The following is a 15,552-nucleotide window of genomic DNA, read 5'->3' as shown; positions in this document are numbered from 1 at the left end:
AACGCATGGCTGGCATGCATCTAAGCGGTTAGAATCATTGAAAATAAAGGCGATTAACCGAAATTCGGTTATTTCGTCGAGGTAGGCAGCATAATGGTGATTTCGTCCGGATGGGACAGATTGAGCGCCTTTCGGGCCTGCTCGTCAAGCATATCCTTCTCCAGCGTACCCTCATGCATCAGCTGGACACGACGCTCGAAGTCGATCCGGCGCGCCTTCACGGCGTCAAGCTGGGCCTGCAATTCAACCGCACGGGCCTGCAGCCGATATTTGGAATAGATGCCGAATTCGCCGTGATAGGCGTGGAAGCCGAAATAGGCCAGGAAGAGCACGCAAAGCGAGGGGATGATCAGCCTGCCGGTGTTTCTCTGCTTGTGCTGACGTGTCCACATGACCCGAACCCTCGCGGCCGCGAACGCAAGCGGCCATGAATCGTATTTCGCCCGATTGTGCTTAATGGACGGTTACGGACGACCCTTATCGAGGATCGCCGGAACGAAAAAGGGCGGGAATGACCCGCCCTTTCCAGACTGTCCGAACAGGCTGGATCAGCCCTTGACCACCGACTTGCCTGCGTAGCGCGCTTGCTTGCCGAGCTCTTCCTCGATGCGGATGAGCTGGTTGTATTTGGCCATGCGGTCCGAACGCGACAGGGAGCCGGTCTTGATCTGCCCGCAATTGGTGGCGACGGCGAGGTCGGCGATGGTCGAATCCTCGGTCTCGCCCGAGCGATGCGACATGACGGCGGTGTAGCCGGCCTTGTGCGCGGTCTCGACGGCGTCAAGCGTCTCGGTCAGCGAGCCGATCTGGTTGACCTTGACCAGGATCGAATTGGCGACGCCCATGCGGATACCGTCGCGCAGCCGCGCCGTGTTGGTGACGAAGAGGTCGTCGCCGACGAGCTGGGTCTTCTTGCCGATCAGATCGGTCAGGATCTTCCAGCCTTCCCAATCGTCCTCGGCAAGGCCGTCCTCGATGGTGATGATCGGATAATCGGCAGCGAGCTTGGCAAGGTACTTGGCCTGCGCCTTCGGATCGCGGGTCTTCTTCTCGCCCTCATAGACGTAATTGCCGTCCTTGAAGAACTCGGTCGCCGCGCAATCGAGGCCGAGCGCGACATCCTCGCCCGGCTTGAAGCCTGCCTTCTCGATCGATTCCATGATGAAATCGAGCGCCGAAGGCGCGCTCTTCAGGTTGGGAGCGAAGCCGCCCTCGTCGCCGACATTGGTGTTGTGGCCGGCATCCTTGAGCTTCTTGCGCAGCGTGTGGAAAATCTCCGAGCCCCAGCGCACGCCGTCGCGCAGCGTCGGCGCGCCGATCGGCAGGATCATGAATTCCTGGAAATCGATCGGGTTGTCGGCGTGCGCGCCGCCGTTGATGATGTTCATCATCGGCACCGGCAGGATGTGCGCCTTGGTGCCGCCGACATAGCGGTAGAGCGGCAGGCCGGCGGCCTCCGCCGCGGCCTTGGCGACCGCCAGCGATACGCCCAGGATGGCGTTGGCGCCGAGGCGGCTCTTGTTCGGCGTGCCGTCGAGCTCGATCATCGTCTGGTCGATATGGATCTGGTTCTCGGCCTCCATGCCGCCGATCGCCTCGAACAGCTCGCCGTTCACCGCTTCGACGGCGCGCTGCACGCCCTTGCCGAGATAGCGCGGCCCGCCGTCCCGGACTTCGACCGCCTCATGCGCGCCGGTCGATGCACCCGACGGCACAGCGGCGCGGCCCATGGAGCCGTCCTCCAGCACCACGTCGACCTCGACGGTCGGATTGCCACGGCTGTCCAGGATTTCACGCCCGACAATGTCGATGATGGCGGTCATTTGCGATGTCCCCGATTGATCGATTGAAGCGTCGCGCCCCTCTTAGCCAAAGCAGAGCAAAAGGCAATCGGCGGGCCCCGCATTTATTGCCGCGGGCGTGATTCACGAAGCGCAATTTTCTGTCATCATAAGTCATGCGCGCTGTGTGACCATCTCATCTATGGTCGCGTTCGCGCGGGGCGAAACAGGAGGAGTTTCGCCATGTCCCAGTTGAGCGGTATCGTGAGTTTGTTCCTGATCGCGGCAGCGTTCCTGACGTCATGCGACGATCAGAAACCCCAGCAGAGCTCGGTGGAGCTATCGACTCGCAACGCGGCGGAGTAGCTAAACGTCAAAGGCTCCCGGCTTTGTGTCGGGGGCCTTTCGATTCTCAGCTTGCCGATCTGCGATCAATGCCAATAGGGCTTCACATGGTAATACTGGAATGAAGCATCGCGGGCGGCTTCGCCGTCGGCGCCGGTCAGCTCGTCGATCGAATAGGCGGGCGCCGCCTGAAGCTGTTCCTTGGTGAACGGCACGACGTAGCCGCCTCTGTCCTCGTCATAGTCGAGCGTCGCCCACGGAACGGCGTGGTATTTCTCGCCCATGCCGAGAAAGCCGCCGAAGCCGATCACGGCGAACATGATGCCATTCGACATCTTGTCGAGCATCACGTCCTCGATGCTGCCGATGCTCTTACCTTCGGTGTTATAGACCGACGTGCCGATGACGCGCGAGGCGGCAATGGCTTCGGTATGCCCGGACGGAGTGGTCATGATGGTGCTCCTCTCGTTGAATGCCTGCACCGACAATGAGAGGAGCGCGCTAAGGTTCCCGACGATTTGCTCGGCTGTCGGTGAGGCAGCCCCTGCTCACCACAAGCCGACGCAGGATCGAGGTCCGCCGCTGGAATCAGTGGCCCTTGGCGATCCGATCAAAGGCCATCAGCTTTTCCAGCAACGCCGGCATATCCTTGAGAGGCACCATGTTGGGGCCATCCGAAGACGTCGAATTGTCCGGATCCTGATGGGTTTCTATGAAGACGCCGGCGACACCGACGGCAACGGCCGCGCGCGCGAGCGTCGCGACAAAGCGCCGTTCGCCGCCAGAGGAACCGCCCTGCCCGCCCGGCTGCTGCACGGAATGGGTGGCATCGAAGATCACCGGGGCCCCGATCTCGGCCATGACCGGCAGAGCGCGCATGTCCGAGACCAGCGTGTTGTAGCCGAACGAGACGCCGCGCTCGGTGGTGAGCACATTCGGGTTGCCGGAGCCGGTGATCTTGGCGACGACGTTCTTCATGTCCCAGGGCGCGAGGAACTGCCCCTTCTTCACGTTGATGACCTTGCCGGTCCTGGCGGCGGCGACCAGCATGTCAGTCTGGCGCGACAGGAAGGCGGGGATCTGCAGGACATCGACATGGGGTGTTACGATCGCGCATTGCTCCTCATTGTGGACGTCAGTCAGCACAGGAAGGCCAAACTCCTTGCGCAGATCGTCGAAGATCGGCATCGCCGCATCGAGTCCCGCGCCGCGGGTCGCCGACAGCGAGGTGCGGTTGGCCTTGTCGTAGCTGGTCTTGTAGACGAGGCCGATTCCCAGACGTTCCGTCAGTTCCTTCAGCGCGCCGGCCATGTCGAAAGCGTGCTGGCGCGATTCAAGCTGGCACGGGCCGGCGATTAGCGACAGCGGCGCATTGTTGGCGAAGACGACCTTGCCGACGGTTACCGATGAATTGGGCGCCAAGGGCTTGCTCATGGGATCTCCCGGAAAATGAAGGCGGCGCCCTGTCCGGGCGCCGGCGCAACGACGATGTCAGTGCCGCTCATGTCGTGATCGATGGCCCCGGCCGCAAGCGCGTGCGCCACTGTAGCTTTGTCGCGGATCGAGAAAACAACCGCCTCAAACCGTAAATGCGGTGAGGCTTCGGCCGCTAGACCGAAGCGCTGCGCGTAGCTTTCGGGCGTGACGATGCTCAGGACCGCATTTGGCAGCCGCACCCCGTTACCGTCCGCCTTCGCGCCTGCGGCGATCGCGATCAGTCCGATCTGCGAGGGCGGCGCATCGCTCACGGCGATCACCTCGACGATGCCGGTCACGCCATTGGCATGGGCCTGCAGCGCCGTGCGATCGATCTTCGGCGGGTTCACGCGCTCGCAGGCGAAGAGGAAGGCGTCCGTCGCTCCCTTGCCGACCGCAAAGGCCAGCTTGAAGGATGCCGTGTCGCTCTTTCCGTTCGCATCTGTGAACGCGCGCGAGAAACGCAGCGTATCGCCGGCTGACAGACCGGCTTCGACAAAACGCAAATGGTCGGCATCGGCATTGCCGGTTCCAAGCACGACGGCGGAAAAACCTTCCTCGCTCAGCCGCTCGCGATAAAGGCGGTCGCGCGTAATGAAAACATTGCCGGCCGCAATCGCTTGTCTTGCCGCCTGTTCATTTCCCACCGCCAGCGGCTCGAGATAGGTGCCGTCGGCGAAAAAGACGCAGGCATTCTCAGTGCCGAACGGGTGGATGCCTGTGGGGGCGACGACAAAGCCGAGCGAGGTCAGACGCGACCGGACGGCATCGAGGCTCGGTGTCGGCAGCACGAGATGGTCAAGCGGATGGGCGGAGCTTTCGATCATGCCGGCGCGGTGTGCCCCATTCCGGCCGGCTGTTCAAGTGCACCGAACGGTCGGCCGCGGCTTTGCCGCTCAGGCAGCGGCCACTACATCCGCAGAATAGCGCAGTTCGCGCAGCGGCTTCACTTTGCTGGTCGTATCCGCATAAATCGGATGCGCCTTGTAAGCGGCAAGCGCCGCCTCGTCCTCGAACTCGGCATAGACGACGACATCGATCGCATTGGAGAACTGATCGACCTTGGTATTGAGCGTCACCTCGAAATGCTTCGAGTGCGGAATCTTGCCGAGCGCCAGCAGGCCCGAGCGCACAGCCTCGACATCTTCCTTGCGCCGCACGCTGAAGAAAACGATGTGCCGGATCAAGCCAGCCTCCCTGGTCTTCGCTTCAGCGGCGTTTTTGTGGGAGCAATGCCCAGGCGTCAACCGGCAACGATGTCGCGCCCGCGATGCGAAACCGGCGAGACCTTACCCGGTAACATAGCGCACGATGCGCGAGACTTCCCGCACGGTCACATCGAGGTAGTAGCCGCGATTGTAGAGTCCGTCCCAGAACAGGAAGAAGGTGATGGAGGCGATGACGATCACATAACGCATGGCTAAAACTATCCCATGCGGACGGCCTGAACCAGAGGGGGGAGCGACGGCAGTCGTTCCAGTTAACCGCTTTTTGCCTGGCGCTTTCGGCCAACGGCGCCTGCGCAAGAGGGCCTAGCCGCAGAGTGCGAAGCCACCCTCTTGAGGCGACGGAATGAAACCGCGATCGGCCATCAAGCATCTCCGCTGCCCGCAGGCGGCGGCCTGGGAATCAGCTTTTGTCGTCGTCGCCTTGCGTGATCAGGCGCGCGCTGCGCTGGCCCGTAAAGTATATCCATAGCCAGCTAAGCGAGACCGCCAGGCGGTTGCGGAAATCGATCAGGAAATAGATGTGCGCTATGCCCCAGAGCCACCAGGCGAGCCAGCCGGTGAGCTTGATCCAGCCGAAATCGATTGCCGCGGCGCGCTTGCCGATCGTCGCCAGATCGCCGTCATGACGGTATTGGAAAGGACGCATCGCCGTGTCGCCTGCGAGCCGCGCCTTGATCGTCGCGGCAACATGCTTGCCCTCCTGCTTGGCGGAGGGCGCCACACCCGGCACCGGCTTCCCATCCGGCCGCAGCACATGCGCGGTGTCGCCGATGACGAAAATGTCGGGACTGCCCGGCACGGTGAGGTCGGGTTCGACGACTACCCTGCCCGCCCGGTCGGCCGGCGCTCCCAGCCATTCGGCCGCCGGCGAAGCGGCAACGCCAGCCGCCCAGATGATCGTCCTTGCCGGCAAGCGCGTGTCGCCGAAGACGACACCTTCGGCATCGAGGTGCGTGACCGGACGCCCGAGCTCGACGGTGACGCCCAGCCGTTCCAGCGCCTTGCGGGCATAGTCGGAAAGCTGCGGCGCGAAATTGGCCAGGATCCGGTCGCCGGCTTCGATCAGCACGACGCGCGCCTGGCTTGGGTCGATGTTGCGGAACTCGCCGCGCAACGTGTCATGCGCGAGCTCGACAATGGTACCGGCGAGCTCGACACCGGTCGGCCCGCCGCCGACGATGGCCAGAGTCAGCAGCGCCTGGCGCTTGGCCGGATCGGTTTCGCGCTCGGCCTGCTCGAAAGCGAGCAGGATACGGCGCCGGATCGTCGTGGCATCCTCAAGCGTCTTCAGACCCGGCGCGAACGGCTCCCATTCGTCATGGCCGAAATAGGCGTGGCGGGCGCCGGTGGCGAACACCAGCGTGTCATAGGGGATCGAACTGCCGTCCTCGAGCAGCACGCGCTTGCCGGCGCGGTCGACGCCGGTGACATTGCCGAGAAGCGTTGTCACGTCCTTGCGCCTGCGCAGAAGATGGCGGATCGGCCAGGCGACTTCCGAGGTCGCCAGCGACGTCGTCGCCACCTGGTAAAGCAGCGGTTGGAAGAGATGGTGGTTGCGCTTGTCGATCATGGTGATGCGCACGGGAGCTCCCGACAGCGCGCGCGTGAGTTCAAGGCCGCCGAAGCCGGCGCCGACGACAACGACTTGATGCTCGGTTTCGCTCATTTCATTCCACCTCGCCAAAGTGCAATCCTACCGATGATGTAAGTATTTTTGTGCACTGCAACAATATTGCGCATGGCAACGGTCATGCCCGGGAGTCGTCGTGCGGCGTCGTGAATGCACATGCGGTCGCACAGGTGCGAGTATAGCGTGAAACAAAACGACAGGAGCCAAGCATGGCTGACAAACACGACGACGAAGGCCCGGCCCAATACGCCTCACCGCCCTGTTTCATGCACGAACTCGACCCGGAATACCGGGAACCGCTCTCCGACTGGACGGATGTTCGGAGATGGCGCAAGGCCGAGCGTGAGCGACTCATCACCGGGCGCCTCGCCGTTTCAGCCGATGCGCGCGCCGCGATGTCGGCACGCATCGCGGAAGGCCTCAACGCGCTGATCGGCGACATAGCCGGCCGGATGGTAAGCCTCTACTGGCCATTTCGCGGCGAGCCGGATCTGCGTGGCTGGATGGCCTCGATCAACGAGCGCGGTGGGCGCACCGCGCTGCCCGTCGTCATCGAGAAGGGGCAGCCGCTGGTGTTTCGCGCCTACAAACAGGGCGACCGGCTGGAAAAGGGCGTGTGGAACATTCCGATCCCGGCCGAGGGCGACCCGGTGCTGCCCGACATCGTGATCTCGCCGATCGTCGGCATCGACCTAGGCAACTATCGGCTGGGTTATGGCGGCGGCTTTTACGATCGCACGCTTGCCGCAATGCCGTTCAGGCCACTGGTGATCGGCGTCGGCTACGAATTGCAGCGCATCCCGACCATCTACCCGCAGCCGCACGATATCCCAATGACTACTGTGGTGACCGAAGCCGCAGCGGTTTAAGCCATCTCAGGCCGCAGCCCGACCGCCGTGCGATCGACGATCTCGCGCAGCGCGAAGGACGAGTTGATCTTGGTGACGTGCGGCATGGCTGACAGCCATTCCTTGTGGATGCGCTCATAGTCGACGAGATCCTTCGCCGCGATGCGCAGGATGTAGTCGTATTCGCCCGACATCAGATGGCAGGAGAGCACGTTCGGGCAGCGCTTGATCGCCGCCTCGAAATCCGACAGCGTCTTTTCGAATTGCCCCGACAGCGATATGTGCACGATCGCCGTCATCTGGTGGCCGAGCGCGGAATTGGACAGCCGCGCGTGATACCCGCGGATGGTTCCGGACTTCTCCAGATTGTCGAGCCGGCGCGAACAGGCCGATTGGGAAAGGCCTACCTTCTCCGCGAGCGCCGCATTGGGGATCCGGCCATCCTTCTGCAAAGTCTCCAGAATGGCGATATCAATCCTGTCGAGCCGCATTTTTCGTGGTTCCTGCGAATTTTAAGTCATTTTGCGCAACGATTATCGAAGAGCGACCGTTGCCGCAAGTGCATTCGCAAACACATACGGAGCGATTCGTGGTTGACTGCGGTTAATGCGTGTCCACCCTCCGCATTTTCGACCCGGTGACATGCACGAGCGACAGTGAGAGCGCCCCCTGAAGGGCGCGGACAGGGAGAAGAAAAATGCGTGTCGGCTGCCCCAAGGAAATCAAGAACCATGAATATCGCGTCGGCCTGACGCCGGGCTCGGTCCGCGAATATGTCGCGCATGGCCATGAAGTGCTGGTCGAGACCGGTGCTGGCACCGGCATCGGCGCCGACGACAACGCCTATCGCGCCGCCGGCGCCACTATCGCCAAGACGGCCGCCGACGTGTTCGCCAAGTCCGACATGATCGTCAAGGTCAAGGAACCGCAGCCAAACGAATGGGTCCAGCTGCGCGACGGCCAAATCCTCTACACCTATCTCCATCTGGCTCCGGATCCGGAGCAGACCAAGGGTCTTCTTGGCTCGGGCGTCACCGCGATCGCCTATGAGACCGTGACCGACGACCGCGGCGGCCTGCCGCTGCTCGCGCCGATGTCGGAAGTCGCCGGCCGCCTGTCGATCCAGGCCGGCGCTACTGCGCTGCAGAAGGCCAATGGCGGCCGCGGCGTGCTGCTCGGCGGTGTGCCCGGCGTTCTGCCCGGCAAGGTCACCGTGCTCGGCGGCGGCGTCGTCGGCCTGCATGCGGCCAAGATGGCGGCCGGCCTCGGCGCCGACGTCACCATTATCGACCGTTCGATCCCGCGGCTGCGCCAGCTCGACGACATTTTTGGCGGTCGCGTCCACACACGCTACTCGACCGTCGAAGCGCTGGAGGAAGAATGCTTCTCGGCCGACGTCGTCATCGGCGCCGTGCTGATCCCGGGCGCCGCCGCGCCCAAGCTCGTCACCCGCGAAATGCTTTCCGGCATGAAGAAGGGCTCGGTGCTGGTCGACGTCGCGATCGACCAAGGCGGTTGCTTCGAGACCTCGCATGCCACGACACACGCCGATCCGACCTATGAGGTCGACGGCGTGATCCACTATTGCGTCGCAAACATGCCTGGCGCCGTGCCGGTCACTTCGGCGCACGCGCTCAACAACGCGACGCTGCACTATGGCCTGCAGCTCGCCGACAAGGGCCTCAAGGCGCTGGTCGACGACCACCATTTGCGTAACGGCCTCAATGTTCATAAGGGCAAGATCACCAACCGCGCCGTCGCTGAGGCGCTCGGCTACGAAATGGTCGAACCGAAGGCGGTCCTTGCCGCCTGATCATTCGCAACGATTTCCTTCAGTCGCCCGCCGGGTCATTCCGGCGGGCTTTTTCTTGCGCGGAAACTGCGCTTCCGTCGAAAAATCCGGTCAACAAAAAAGCGGAGCAAAAAGCCCCGCTTCCTCGACTGTCGCGATCTGCCGCCGGTCCATCCGCGGTCGACACATCGCAACCGCTGCGTTTTAGCGCAGTAGTACGACGAGAATACGACGGCCTTGCAAATGCGCTTCTTTTCGTTCTTCCGCCATTATGCGGTCTTGTGTGAAATGCTTCACATTCGCTCGACGAGAAAGCTGCCTAGAGACGGACCGTTACTGGCGGTCTGAGCTGCTTGCCGGGTCGGGCAAGTCCGGCCCGGACGGCACTGGCCCGACAGCTTCTGTCAGACCCTCCAACGGCCCGCCCGACCATCGGCGGGCTTCTTTTTTGGTCATGCCCGCTCGATGCGGCATTGATAGCAATTGTTGCGGGCCGAGCGGACATGGATGTAGGCGATGTCGTCGCGCCCAAACAGCGTCCGCGCGCGGGCGGCAATCTCGCCGGTCGGCGTGACGGCGCCGCTGCCATAAACGATGCGATCGTCCCTGCCGTAACCCCTGACGATATAGTCGCTGCTTTCGAGCATCTCCGGCAGCGCATCCCCTTCGGCTGCGCGCTCGCATTCCTCCGCATGCAGGAAGATTGGGCCGGTTTCGGCATAGGGCTGCAGTTCCGGAAACGGGCGGTAGGCAACGATCAGATAGCCGTCACCCTCGGCGACGTTCCTGAGGCAATGTCTGCAAGGCACGCCGTCGCCGTCGGAGATGCGGTGCTCCGGGGTGCGGCCGTAGGCATCGGGCCCTCCCCGCTGCAAGGCGCGCACGGCTTCGGTCGGCAAGGCTTTGAACTGGATGCTCATGGCAGATCTCCGGTGTCGATCTCCGGAAGCTATGCCTTGGCGATAGTGCCTCCCACCCGATTCCTGACTGGCGGAACCGTTTCTCACTAGTCCTGGAATTGCTCTAGTCTCGCATGACGCTGGCCGAGCGCTCGGCGAAGGTCAGCGGATGCACGACCTCTTTCTTCTGCGCCACCGGCGTGAAGCCGAGCTTCTGGTAGAGCGGCAGAGCCGCCGGATGGTCGAGGGTACAGGTCTGCACGGTGACGCGCCTTGGCCCATGCGCCCAGGCGGCCGAGATCGCGGCGCCGAGGAACCAGCGACCGATGCCTTGACCATGCGCATGCTCAATCATGCCGAAATAGGCGAGCTCCACCTCGTCAGGCAGATGCGGCTTCAGGTCGAAGAAACCGGCGGGAGCGCCGTCGAGATAGAGCACGCGGATGTCGCGGTCCTCGCGGTGCAAGCCGGCGGCAAGCTCCTCGTCGCTCAGCCTCAGCACATTGACCCAATGCCATTTGCGACCGACGCGATCCATCAGATAGCGGTAGAAATGAAGCGGGATATCTTTCGTCTTCAGCAGCGCGATCTGGCGATTGTAAGGGATCGGCGGCGAAACCGCCGGAGCCGCGTGCATCTCCAGGAATGTGACCGTGACTTTGATATCCTGCAGCGCGCCGTTTTCCATCATTCTTTCCCCGTCACCACTGGTGTGTCGCTGAGACCGCCCCACTCAGTCCAGGATCCATCGTAAAGCCGGTTGTCGGTGTGGCCGAGCGTCTCGAGCGCCAGCGTGATCGCCGCCGCCGTGATGCCCGAGCCGCAGGACGTGACAACGGGCTTCGAGAGGTCGATGCCGGCATCCTCGATGACCTTGCGCAGGCGATCCTTCGGCAGCAATTCGCCATTCTCGGCAAGCGCCGTGACCGGAACGTTGTGCGCACCCGGCATATGGCCCGAACGGACGCCCGGACGCGGCTCCGGATCGGTTCCGGCAAAGCGGCCGGCCGAGCGTGCGTCGGCGATCTGGCTCTCATGGCTGCCGACGATCCTGCGCATCTCGTCAAGGCCGACAACACGGCCGGCATCGAAATCGGCATAAAAGACGCTCGGCGCGATCTTTGTCGGCTCGGCCGTCACCGGTCGCCCCTCGGCCTTCCAGCGATCGATGCCGCCGTTCAGGATATAGACCTGGAAGACGCCCATCACACGGAACATCCACCAGGCGCGGGGCGCCGAGAACAGGCCGGGCCCGTCATAGACGACGATGGTGTCGTCAGCCGAAACGCCCATGGCGCCAACATATTGGGCGAAGTGCTGCGGCGATGCCAATGTGTGTGGCAGTTTCGAATCCGGATCGGAAACTGCGTCCTGGTCGAGGAAGCGCGCTCCGGGAATGTGGGCGGCATCGTATTCGGCGCGAGCGTCGCGCTTTTGCGCCGGCAGGTACCAGGAGGCGTCGATGATGGTGAGACCCGGCTCGCCAAGTCGCTTTTCCAGCCAATCGGCGTCGACGATGAAGGGACTGTCCTGCGCCATTTTGTTCTCCTGCCCCGCCTCGCTTTAGAGCATGATGCCGAAAAGTGTGAAGCGGTTTTCGGGCGACATCATGCTCTATCTCTTCGAGCGTCAGTTCGCCGGCATCGGTCCGAATCGGATGCGGAAGCGCCGGTTCTCGCGGCCTTTCTTCTCGATTTTGCCGATATGAATCTCGCCGACCTCGCCGGTCGACCTCACATGCGTTCCGCCGCATGGCTGGCTGTCGATCGAGCCGTCCTCGCCGACGCAGACCAGGCGGATCTTGCCGGTGCCGACCGGTGGGCGGACGTTTTTCGATTTGACCAGGCCGGGATTGGCGGCAAGTTCCTCGTCGGTGATCAGCCGGGTGAAGATCGGATGGTCGGCGCGCACCAGCTCCATCAGCCTCGCCGTCACATCCTCCTTGGTGAAGCCGGCGTCGGGAATGTCGAAGTCGACGCGGCTGTCGTCCTCTGCGACTGCTGCCCCGGTGATTGGGAAAGGGCAAACGACAGTCAGCAGGTGACAGGCGGAGTGCATGCGCATCAGGAGGTGCCGCCGCTCCCAGTCGACCAGGAGTTTCAGCTTTTCGCCGACCGCGGGCAGCGCCTGCTCCGGCGCCGGCACATGGACGATCTCGTCCTTGGTCTCGCCGGTGATGGTGGCGGCGATCGCGATGCGACCGCCATCGGCGCGCTCAAATATCCCGGTGTCGCCCGGCTGCCCACCGGACGTTGCATAAAAGACTGTCCGATCGAGAAGGATGCCGCCACGATCGTTGATCGCGACGACCTCGGCCTCCGCCGTCTTCTGATAGGCGTCGTCGCGAAACTGCGCCTCGGTTTTGTACGCCATCATGCCACCTTTTCGAACGGCACTGAAATGTCGGCTTTTTCTTCCATCCAGCCTGGCACCGGAAGGTTCTTGCCGCGCAGGAACTCCGGATTGAAGAGCTTGGCCTGGTAGCGCGTGCCGTAGTCGGCAAGGATCGTCACGATGGTGTGGCCTGGTCCGAGCTCGCGCGCCAGCCGGACGGCTCCGGCGATGTTGATGCCGGTCGAGCCGCCGACGCAGAGCCCCTCTTCCTGGATCAGGTCGAAGATGATGGGCAACGCTTCCTCGTCCGGGATCTGGTAGGAGAAATCCGGCGTGAAGTCTTCCAGATTGGCGGTGATGCGGCCCTGGCCTATACCTTCGGTGATCGAGCTGCCATCGGATTTCAGCTCACCGCTGGTGTAGAAACTGTAGAGGGCGGCACCCAGCGGGTCGGCGAGCGCGATCTTGACGTCCTTGCTCTTGCCCTTGAGCCCGAGAGCGACACCCGCAAGCGTGCCGCCGGAGCCGACGGCCGAGACGAAGCCATCGATCTTGCCGCCGGTCTGAGTCCATATCTCCTGGGCAGTCGTGCGGACATGGCCGTCGCGATTGGCGACATTGTCGAACTGGTTGGCCCAGATCGCGCCGTTCGGCTCCGAGCGCGCCAGTTGCTCGGCAAGACGGCCGGACAGTTTTATGTAATTGTTGGCGTTTTTGTAGGGCACCGCCGGCACTTCGATCAGCTCCGCGCCCAGGATCTTGATCGTGTCCTTCTTTTCCTGGCTCTGCGTATCGGGGATGACGATGACGGTGCGGTAGCCAAGCGCCTTGGCGACCAACGTCAAACCGATGCCGGTGTTGCCGGCAGTGCCTTCGACGATCAGCCCCCCGGGCTTGAGCAGGCCGCGCTGCTCGGCATCGCGGATGATGAACAGGCCGGCCCGATCCTTTACCGATTGCCCCGGATTCATGAACTCGGCCTTGCCGAGGATCTCACAGCCGGTCGCTTCCGAAGCCTTGTTGAGCCGGATTAGGGGCGTGTTGCCGATCGCTTCGATCACAGAACGGGGCATGCGGGATTCCTTTATGTGTGCGGCGAGACCCTAAAAACCGGACGCCCCGGTTTCAAGGTAAGATTTTGTCTGGTCCAGTCGCATTCTGGATGCTGCAATGCTTGCGATCATTTCAACGGCAAGCGCAAAAGCGCTCTTTTCATTCGATTTCTTCGCCGCTACAGCAAGCCCGAACATTCGCAGGACATCGCATGACACTCTACCGGGCTAATCCGAAGGACGGTGTCGCCTGGATCACGGGCGGCAGCAGCGGGCTTGGGCGCGCACTGGCCAAGGATCTCGCCAATCAAGGCTATGCCGTGGCGGTGACGTCGCTGCCGGACGATCCGATCGAGACGCTGATCGTCGAAACGGCGCAAATGTCGGGACATGTGAGATCCTTTCCCTGCGACGTGACCGACGAGCACGGCATGGCGCGCACGGCCGCCGCGATCGAGGAACAGATGGGGCCGATCGTGCTTGCCGTCTTCAACGCCGGCAACTACATCGCCACGCCCGGCGAGAATCTGGTGGTGCGCGATTTCCATCGCTCCTTTGCCGTGAACTATTTCGGCATCGTCAACGGGGTGGTGCCGGTCGTCGAGCATATGCGCGTACGCGGGCGCGGCCATGTCGTTCTGGTCGGATCGGTCACCGCCTATTCCGGCTGGCCGACGACGGCCGCCTATGGCGGCACCAAGGCCGCGATCAACATCCTGGCGGAGTCGCTGAAATACGATTTCGACAAGATGAACATCCGGGTCCAGGTCATCAATCCGGGATTCATCGACACGCCTTTGACTGAAAAGAACAAGCTGCCGATGCCGGGCCTCATGCCTGTGCATCGCGCGTCGCGCCGCATGGCTCGCGGCATCCGGAAGGGCGGCTTCGAAGTCACCTTCCCGTACCACATAAGCTTGCCGTTGAAGGTGCTCGGCCTGTTGCCGCGGCCGATCGGCCGCTTCGTCATCGGGCTCACCACCCACTGGTGGGGACGGCCATTGCATTTCGATCGCAGGCTGCCTGGCGACAAGAACCCATCCCGCGACAAGGCGGCATAAACCGGCGAAACGGCGATTGCCTGCCGGCGGGTACGGCCATAGGTTGAGAATCATTGCTTGGAGACTGTAATGGGGCGGCGGATCGTGCTGACGGTGCTTGGCCTTGCAGTCGTCCTGATAGCCGTTTTCTTCCTCGGTCCACGCGTGCCGGTCGACACCACAATCCGGTTCAATCCGTCGGCGATCGGCGACGATCCGCAGGCCTATCTGGCGCGCGAAGAGGCTGCCGTGCCCAACATCCGCGACGGCCTCGACAAGGAGATCATCTGGGCGAACCCGATGGTCCATGCCAAGACGCCCTTGGCCATCGTCTATATCCATGGCTTTTCCGCCTCGAAGGGCGAGGTCCGCCCCTTGCCGGACGACATTGCGAATGAATTGGAGGCCAACCTCTTCTACACGCGCCTGACCGGCCACGGCCAGGACGGCGGGGCCATGGCGCAAGGCAGCGTCAATGCCTGGATCAACGACTATGAGGAAGCTTTGGCCATCGGCCGTGCCATCGGTGACAAGGTGATCGTCATCGGGACCTCGACCGGCGGCTCGCTCGCAGCATGGGCTGCAACCCGGCCGGATGCATCGGACGGTGTCGCTGCTATCGCATTCATATCGCCGAATTTCGGCGTCAAGGCCTCCGGCGCCGAGGTTCTCACACTGCCCTGGGGCCGGCAGATCGCCGAGCTTGTCGGTGGCAAGGAGCGCAGTTTCCCTGCCCGCAACGCGCTGCACGAGAAATTCTGGACCACCAAATATCCCATGAGGTCGGTGCTGCCGATGGCGGCGCTCACCAATCTCGCCTATGAGGCGCCGGTCGAGAAGGCGAAAATCCCTGCCCTGTTCATCTTCTCGGATTCCGACAAGGTGGTGCGGCCCGACCGGACGCGCGAGATAGCTGGGCGCTGGGGTGCGCCGCATGAGCTGGTGCCGGTCGACGACACCGGCGATCCGGACAATCACGTCATCGCCGGCGATGTGCTGTCGCCGCAGACCACAGCCTTCCTCACCCAGCGTATCGTGGTGTGGGTGAAGGCGTTGATGCAGCAGCAATCAGGCCAGTGAAATCAGGCCAGTGAAATGGAAAACGGCCGAAGCATCGCTCCGGCCG

At 62.8% G+C, this 15,552-nt stretch carries 18 protein-coding genes; 4 read left to right on the top strand and 14 right to left on the bottom strand.

The genetic code is table 11. The annotated features are described in order from the left end of the window. Positions 1-68: 68 nt before the first annotated feature. The 8 genes from LB525_RS23220 to LB525_RS23190 form a co-directional block, all read right to left on the bottom strand. Positions 69-392, bottom strand: coding sequence for an FtsB family cell division protein (locus LB525_RS23220; RefSeq protein WP_095765470.1), 324 nt, complete (start codon positions 390-392; stop codon positions 69-71). 156 nt (positions 393-548) lie between these two features. Continuing rightward, positions 549-1,823 carry a phosphopyruvate hydratase gene (eno, locus tag LB525_RS23215; RefSeq protein ID WP_140542896.1) on the bottom strand — a complete coding sequence of 425 codons (1,275 nt, stop codon included), beginning with the start codon at positions 1,821-1,823 and terminating at the stop codon, positions 549-551. A gap of 389 nt (positions 1,824-2,212) precedes the next feature. Next, a complete protein-coding gene (locus LB525_RS23210; RefSeq protein WP_095765629.1) occupies positions 2,213-2,578 on the bottom strand; it encodes a PRC-barrel domain-containing protein in 366 nt (121 codons plus the stop codon). Positions 2,579-2,714: 136 nt separating this feature from the next. Continuing rightward, positions 2,715-3,560 carry a 3-deoxy-8-phosphooctulonate synthase gene (kdsA, locus tag LB525_RS23205; RefSeq protein WP_224547545.1) on the bottom strand — a complete coding sequence of 282 codons (846 nt, stop codon included), beginning with the start codon at positions 3,558-3,560 and terminating at the stop codon, positions 2,715-2,717. Continuing rightward, entirely contained in the window at positions 3,557-4,429 is an 873-nt protein-coding gene (locus LB525_RS23200; protein ID WP_224547542.1) for a VOC family protein, read from the bottom strand. Before LB525_RS23200 ends, kdsA begins: the two co-directional genes overlap by 4 nt. 69 nt (positions 4,430-4,498) lie before the next feature. After that, positions 4,499-4,789: a Dabb family protein gene (locus tag LB525_RS23195; RefSeq protein WP_224547540.1), complete on the bottom strand. Its 291-nt coding sequence runs from the start codon at positions 4,787-4,789 to the stop codon at positions 4,499-4,501. 102 nt (positions 4,790-4,891) lie between these two features. After that, entirely contained in the window at positions 4,892-5,020 is a 129-nt protein-coding gene (locus LB525_RS28600) for a hypothetical protein (RefSeq protein ID WP_263492864.1), read from the bottom strand. Between the two features lie 211 nt (positions 5,021-5,231). Then, complete coding sequence (locus LB525_RS23190; protein WP_224547538.1) at positions 5,232-6,497, bottom strand: NAD(P)/FAD-dependent oxidoreductase; 1,266 nt, start codon at positions 6,495-6,497, stop codon at positions 5,232-5,234. Positions 6,498-6,670: 173 nt separating this feature from the next. Here LB525_RS23190 and LB525_RS23185 point away from each other — a divergent pair, with 173 nt between their 5' ends. Next, on the top strand, positions 6,671-7,330 hold the full coding sequence (locus tag LB525_RS23185) for a 5-formyltetrahydrofolate cyclo-ligase (protein ID WP_224547536.1): 660 nt from the start codon (positions 6,671-6,673) through the stop codon (positions 7,328-7,330). On the opposite strand, the gene LB525_RS23180 is transcribed toward LB525_RS23185, so the two are convergent. Next, entirely contained in the window at positions 7,327-7,800 is a 474-nt protein-coding gene (locus tag LB525_RS23180; protein WP_040982960.1) for an Lrp/AsnC family transcriptional regulator, read from the bottom strand. The genes LB525_RS23185 and LB525_RS23180 overlap by 4 nt on opposite strands. Before the next feature lie 206 nt (positions 7,801-8,006). Here LB525_RS23180 and ald point away from each other — a divergent pair, with 206 nt between their 5' ends. Further along, positions 8,007-9,122 carry an alanine dehydrogenase gene (ald, locus tag LB525_RS23175; RefSeq protein WP_224547534.1) on the top strand — a complete coding sequence of 372 codons (1,116 nt, stop codon included), beginning with the start codon at positions 8,007-8,009 and terminating at the stop codon, positions 9,120-9,122. A gap of 431 nt (positions 9,123-9,553) precedes the next feature. Here ald and LB525_RS23170 read toward each other — a convergent pair whose 3' ends face one another. The 5 genes from LB525_RS23170 to LB525_RS23150 form a co-directional block, all read right to left on the bottom strand. Then, the gene (locus LB525_RS23170) at positions 9,554-10,021 is read right to left on the bottom strand and encodes a DUF1203 domain-containing protein (protein WP_140700316.1); all 468 of its coding nucleotides are present in this window, start codon (positions 10,019-10,021) and stop codon (positions 9,554-9,556) included. 103 nt (positions 10,022-10,124) lie between these two features. Further along, on the bottom strand, positions 10,125-10,688 hold the full coding sequence (locus LB525_RS23165) for a GNAT family N-acetyltransferase (RefSeq protein ID WP_224547665.1): 564 nt from the start codon (positions 10,686-10,688) through the stop codon (positions 10,125-10,127). Beyond that, positions 10,688-11,539, bottom strand: a complete 852-nt coding sequence (gene sseA, locus LB525_RS23160; protein ID WP_224547524.1) for a 3-mercaptopyruvate sulfurtransferase — start codon at positions 11,537-11,539, stop codon at positions 10,688-10,690. Before sseA ends, LB525_RS23165 begins: the two co-directional genes overlap by 1 nt. A gap of 90 nt (positions 11,540-11,629) precedes the next feature. Continuing rightward, positions 11,630-12,373 (bottom strand): alanyl-tRNA editing protein, encoded by a 744-nt coding sequence (locus LB525_RS23155; protein ID WP_224547662.1) that lies wholly within the window; start codon positions 12,371-12,373, stop codon positions 11,630-11,632. Beyond that, complete coding sequence (locus LB525_RS23150; protein WP_224547522.1) at positions 12,373-13,407, bottom strand: cysteine synthase A; 1,035 nt, start codon at positions 13,405-13,407, stop codon at positions 12,373-12,375. Before LB525_RS23150 ends, LB525_RS23155 begins: the two co-directional genes overlap by 1 nt. A 191-nt stretch (positions 13,408-13,598) precedes the next feature. Between LB525_RS23150 and LB525_RS23145 the strand changes: the two genes are divergently transcribed. Together LB525_RS23145 and LB525_RS23140 are read left to right on the top strand one after the other, a co-directional pair. Beyond that, positions 13,599-14,447, top strand: coding sequence for an SDR family oxidoreductase (locus LB525_RS23145; RefSeq protein WP_224547520.1), 849 nt, complete (start codon positions 13,599-13,601; stop codon positions 14,445-14,447). Between the two features lie 69 nt (positions 14,448-14,516). Next, positions 14,517-15,506 (top strand): alpha/beta hydrolase, encoded by a 990-nt coding sequence (locus LB525_RS23140; RefSeq protein WP_095765483.1) that lies wholly within the window; start codon positions 14,517-14,519, stop codon positions 15,504-15,506. The last annotated feature ends 46 nt before the right edge of the window (positions 15,507-15,552 follow it).

The sequence above is a fragment of the Mesorhizobium sp. CA16 genome, from assembly GCF_020165175.1.
Classification (GTDB): Bacteria; Pseudomonadota; Alphaproteobacteria; order Rhizobiales; family Rhizobiaceae; genus Mesorhizobium.
The sequence above is the reverse complement of the archived record's forward strand: the minus strand, read 5'-3'. Positions and strand labels throughout refer to the sequence as shown.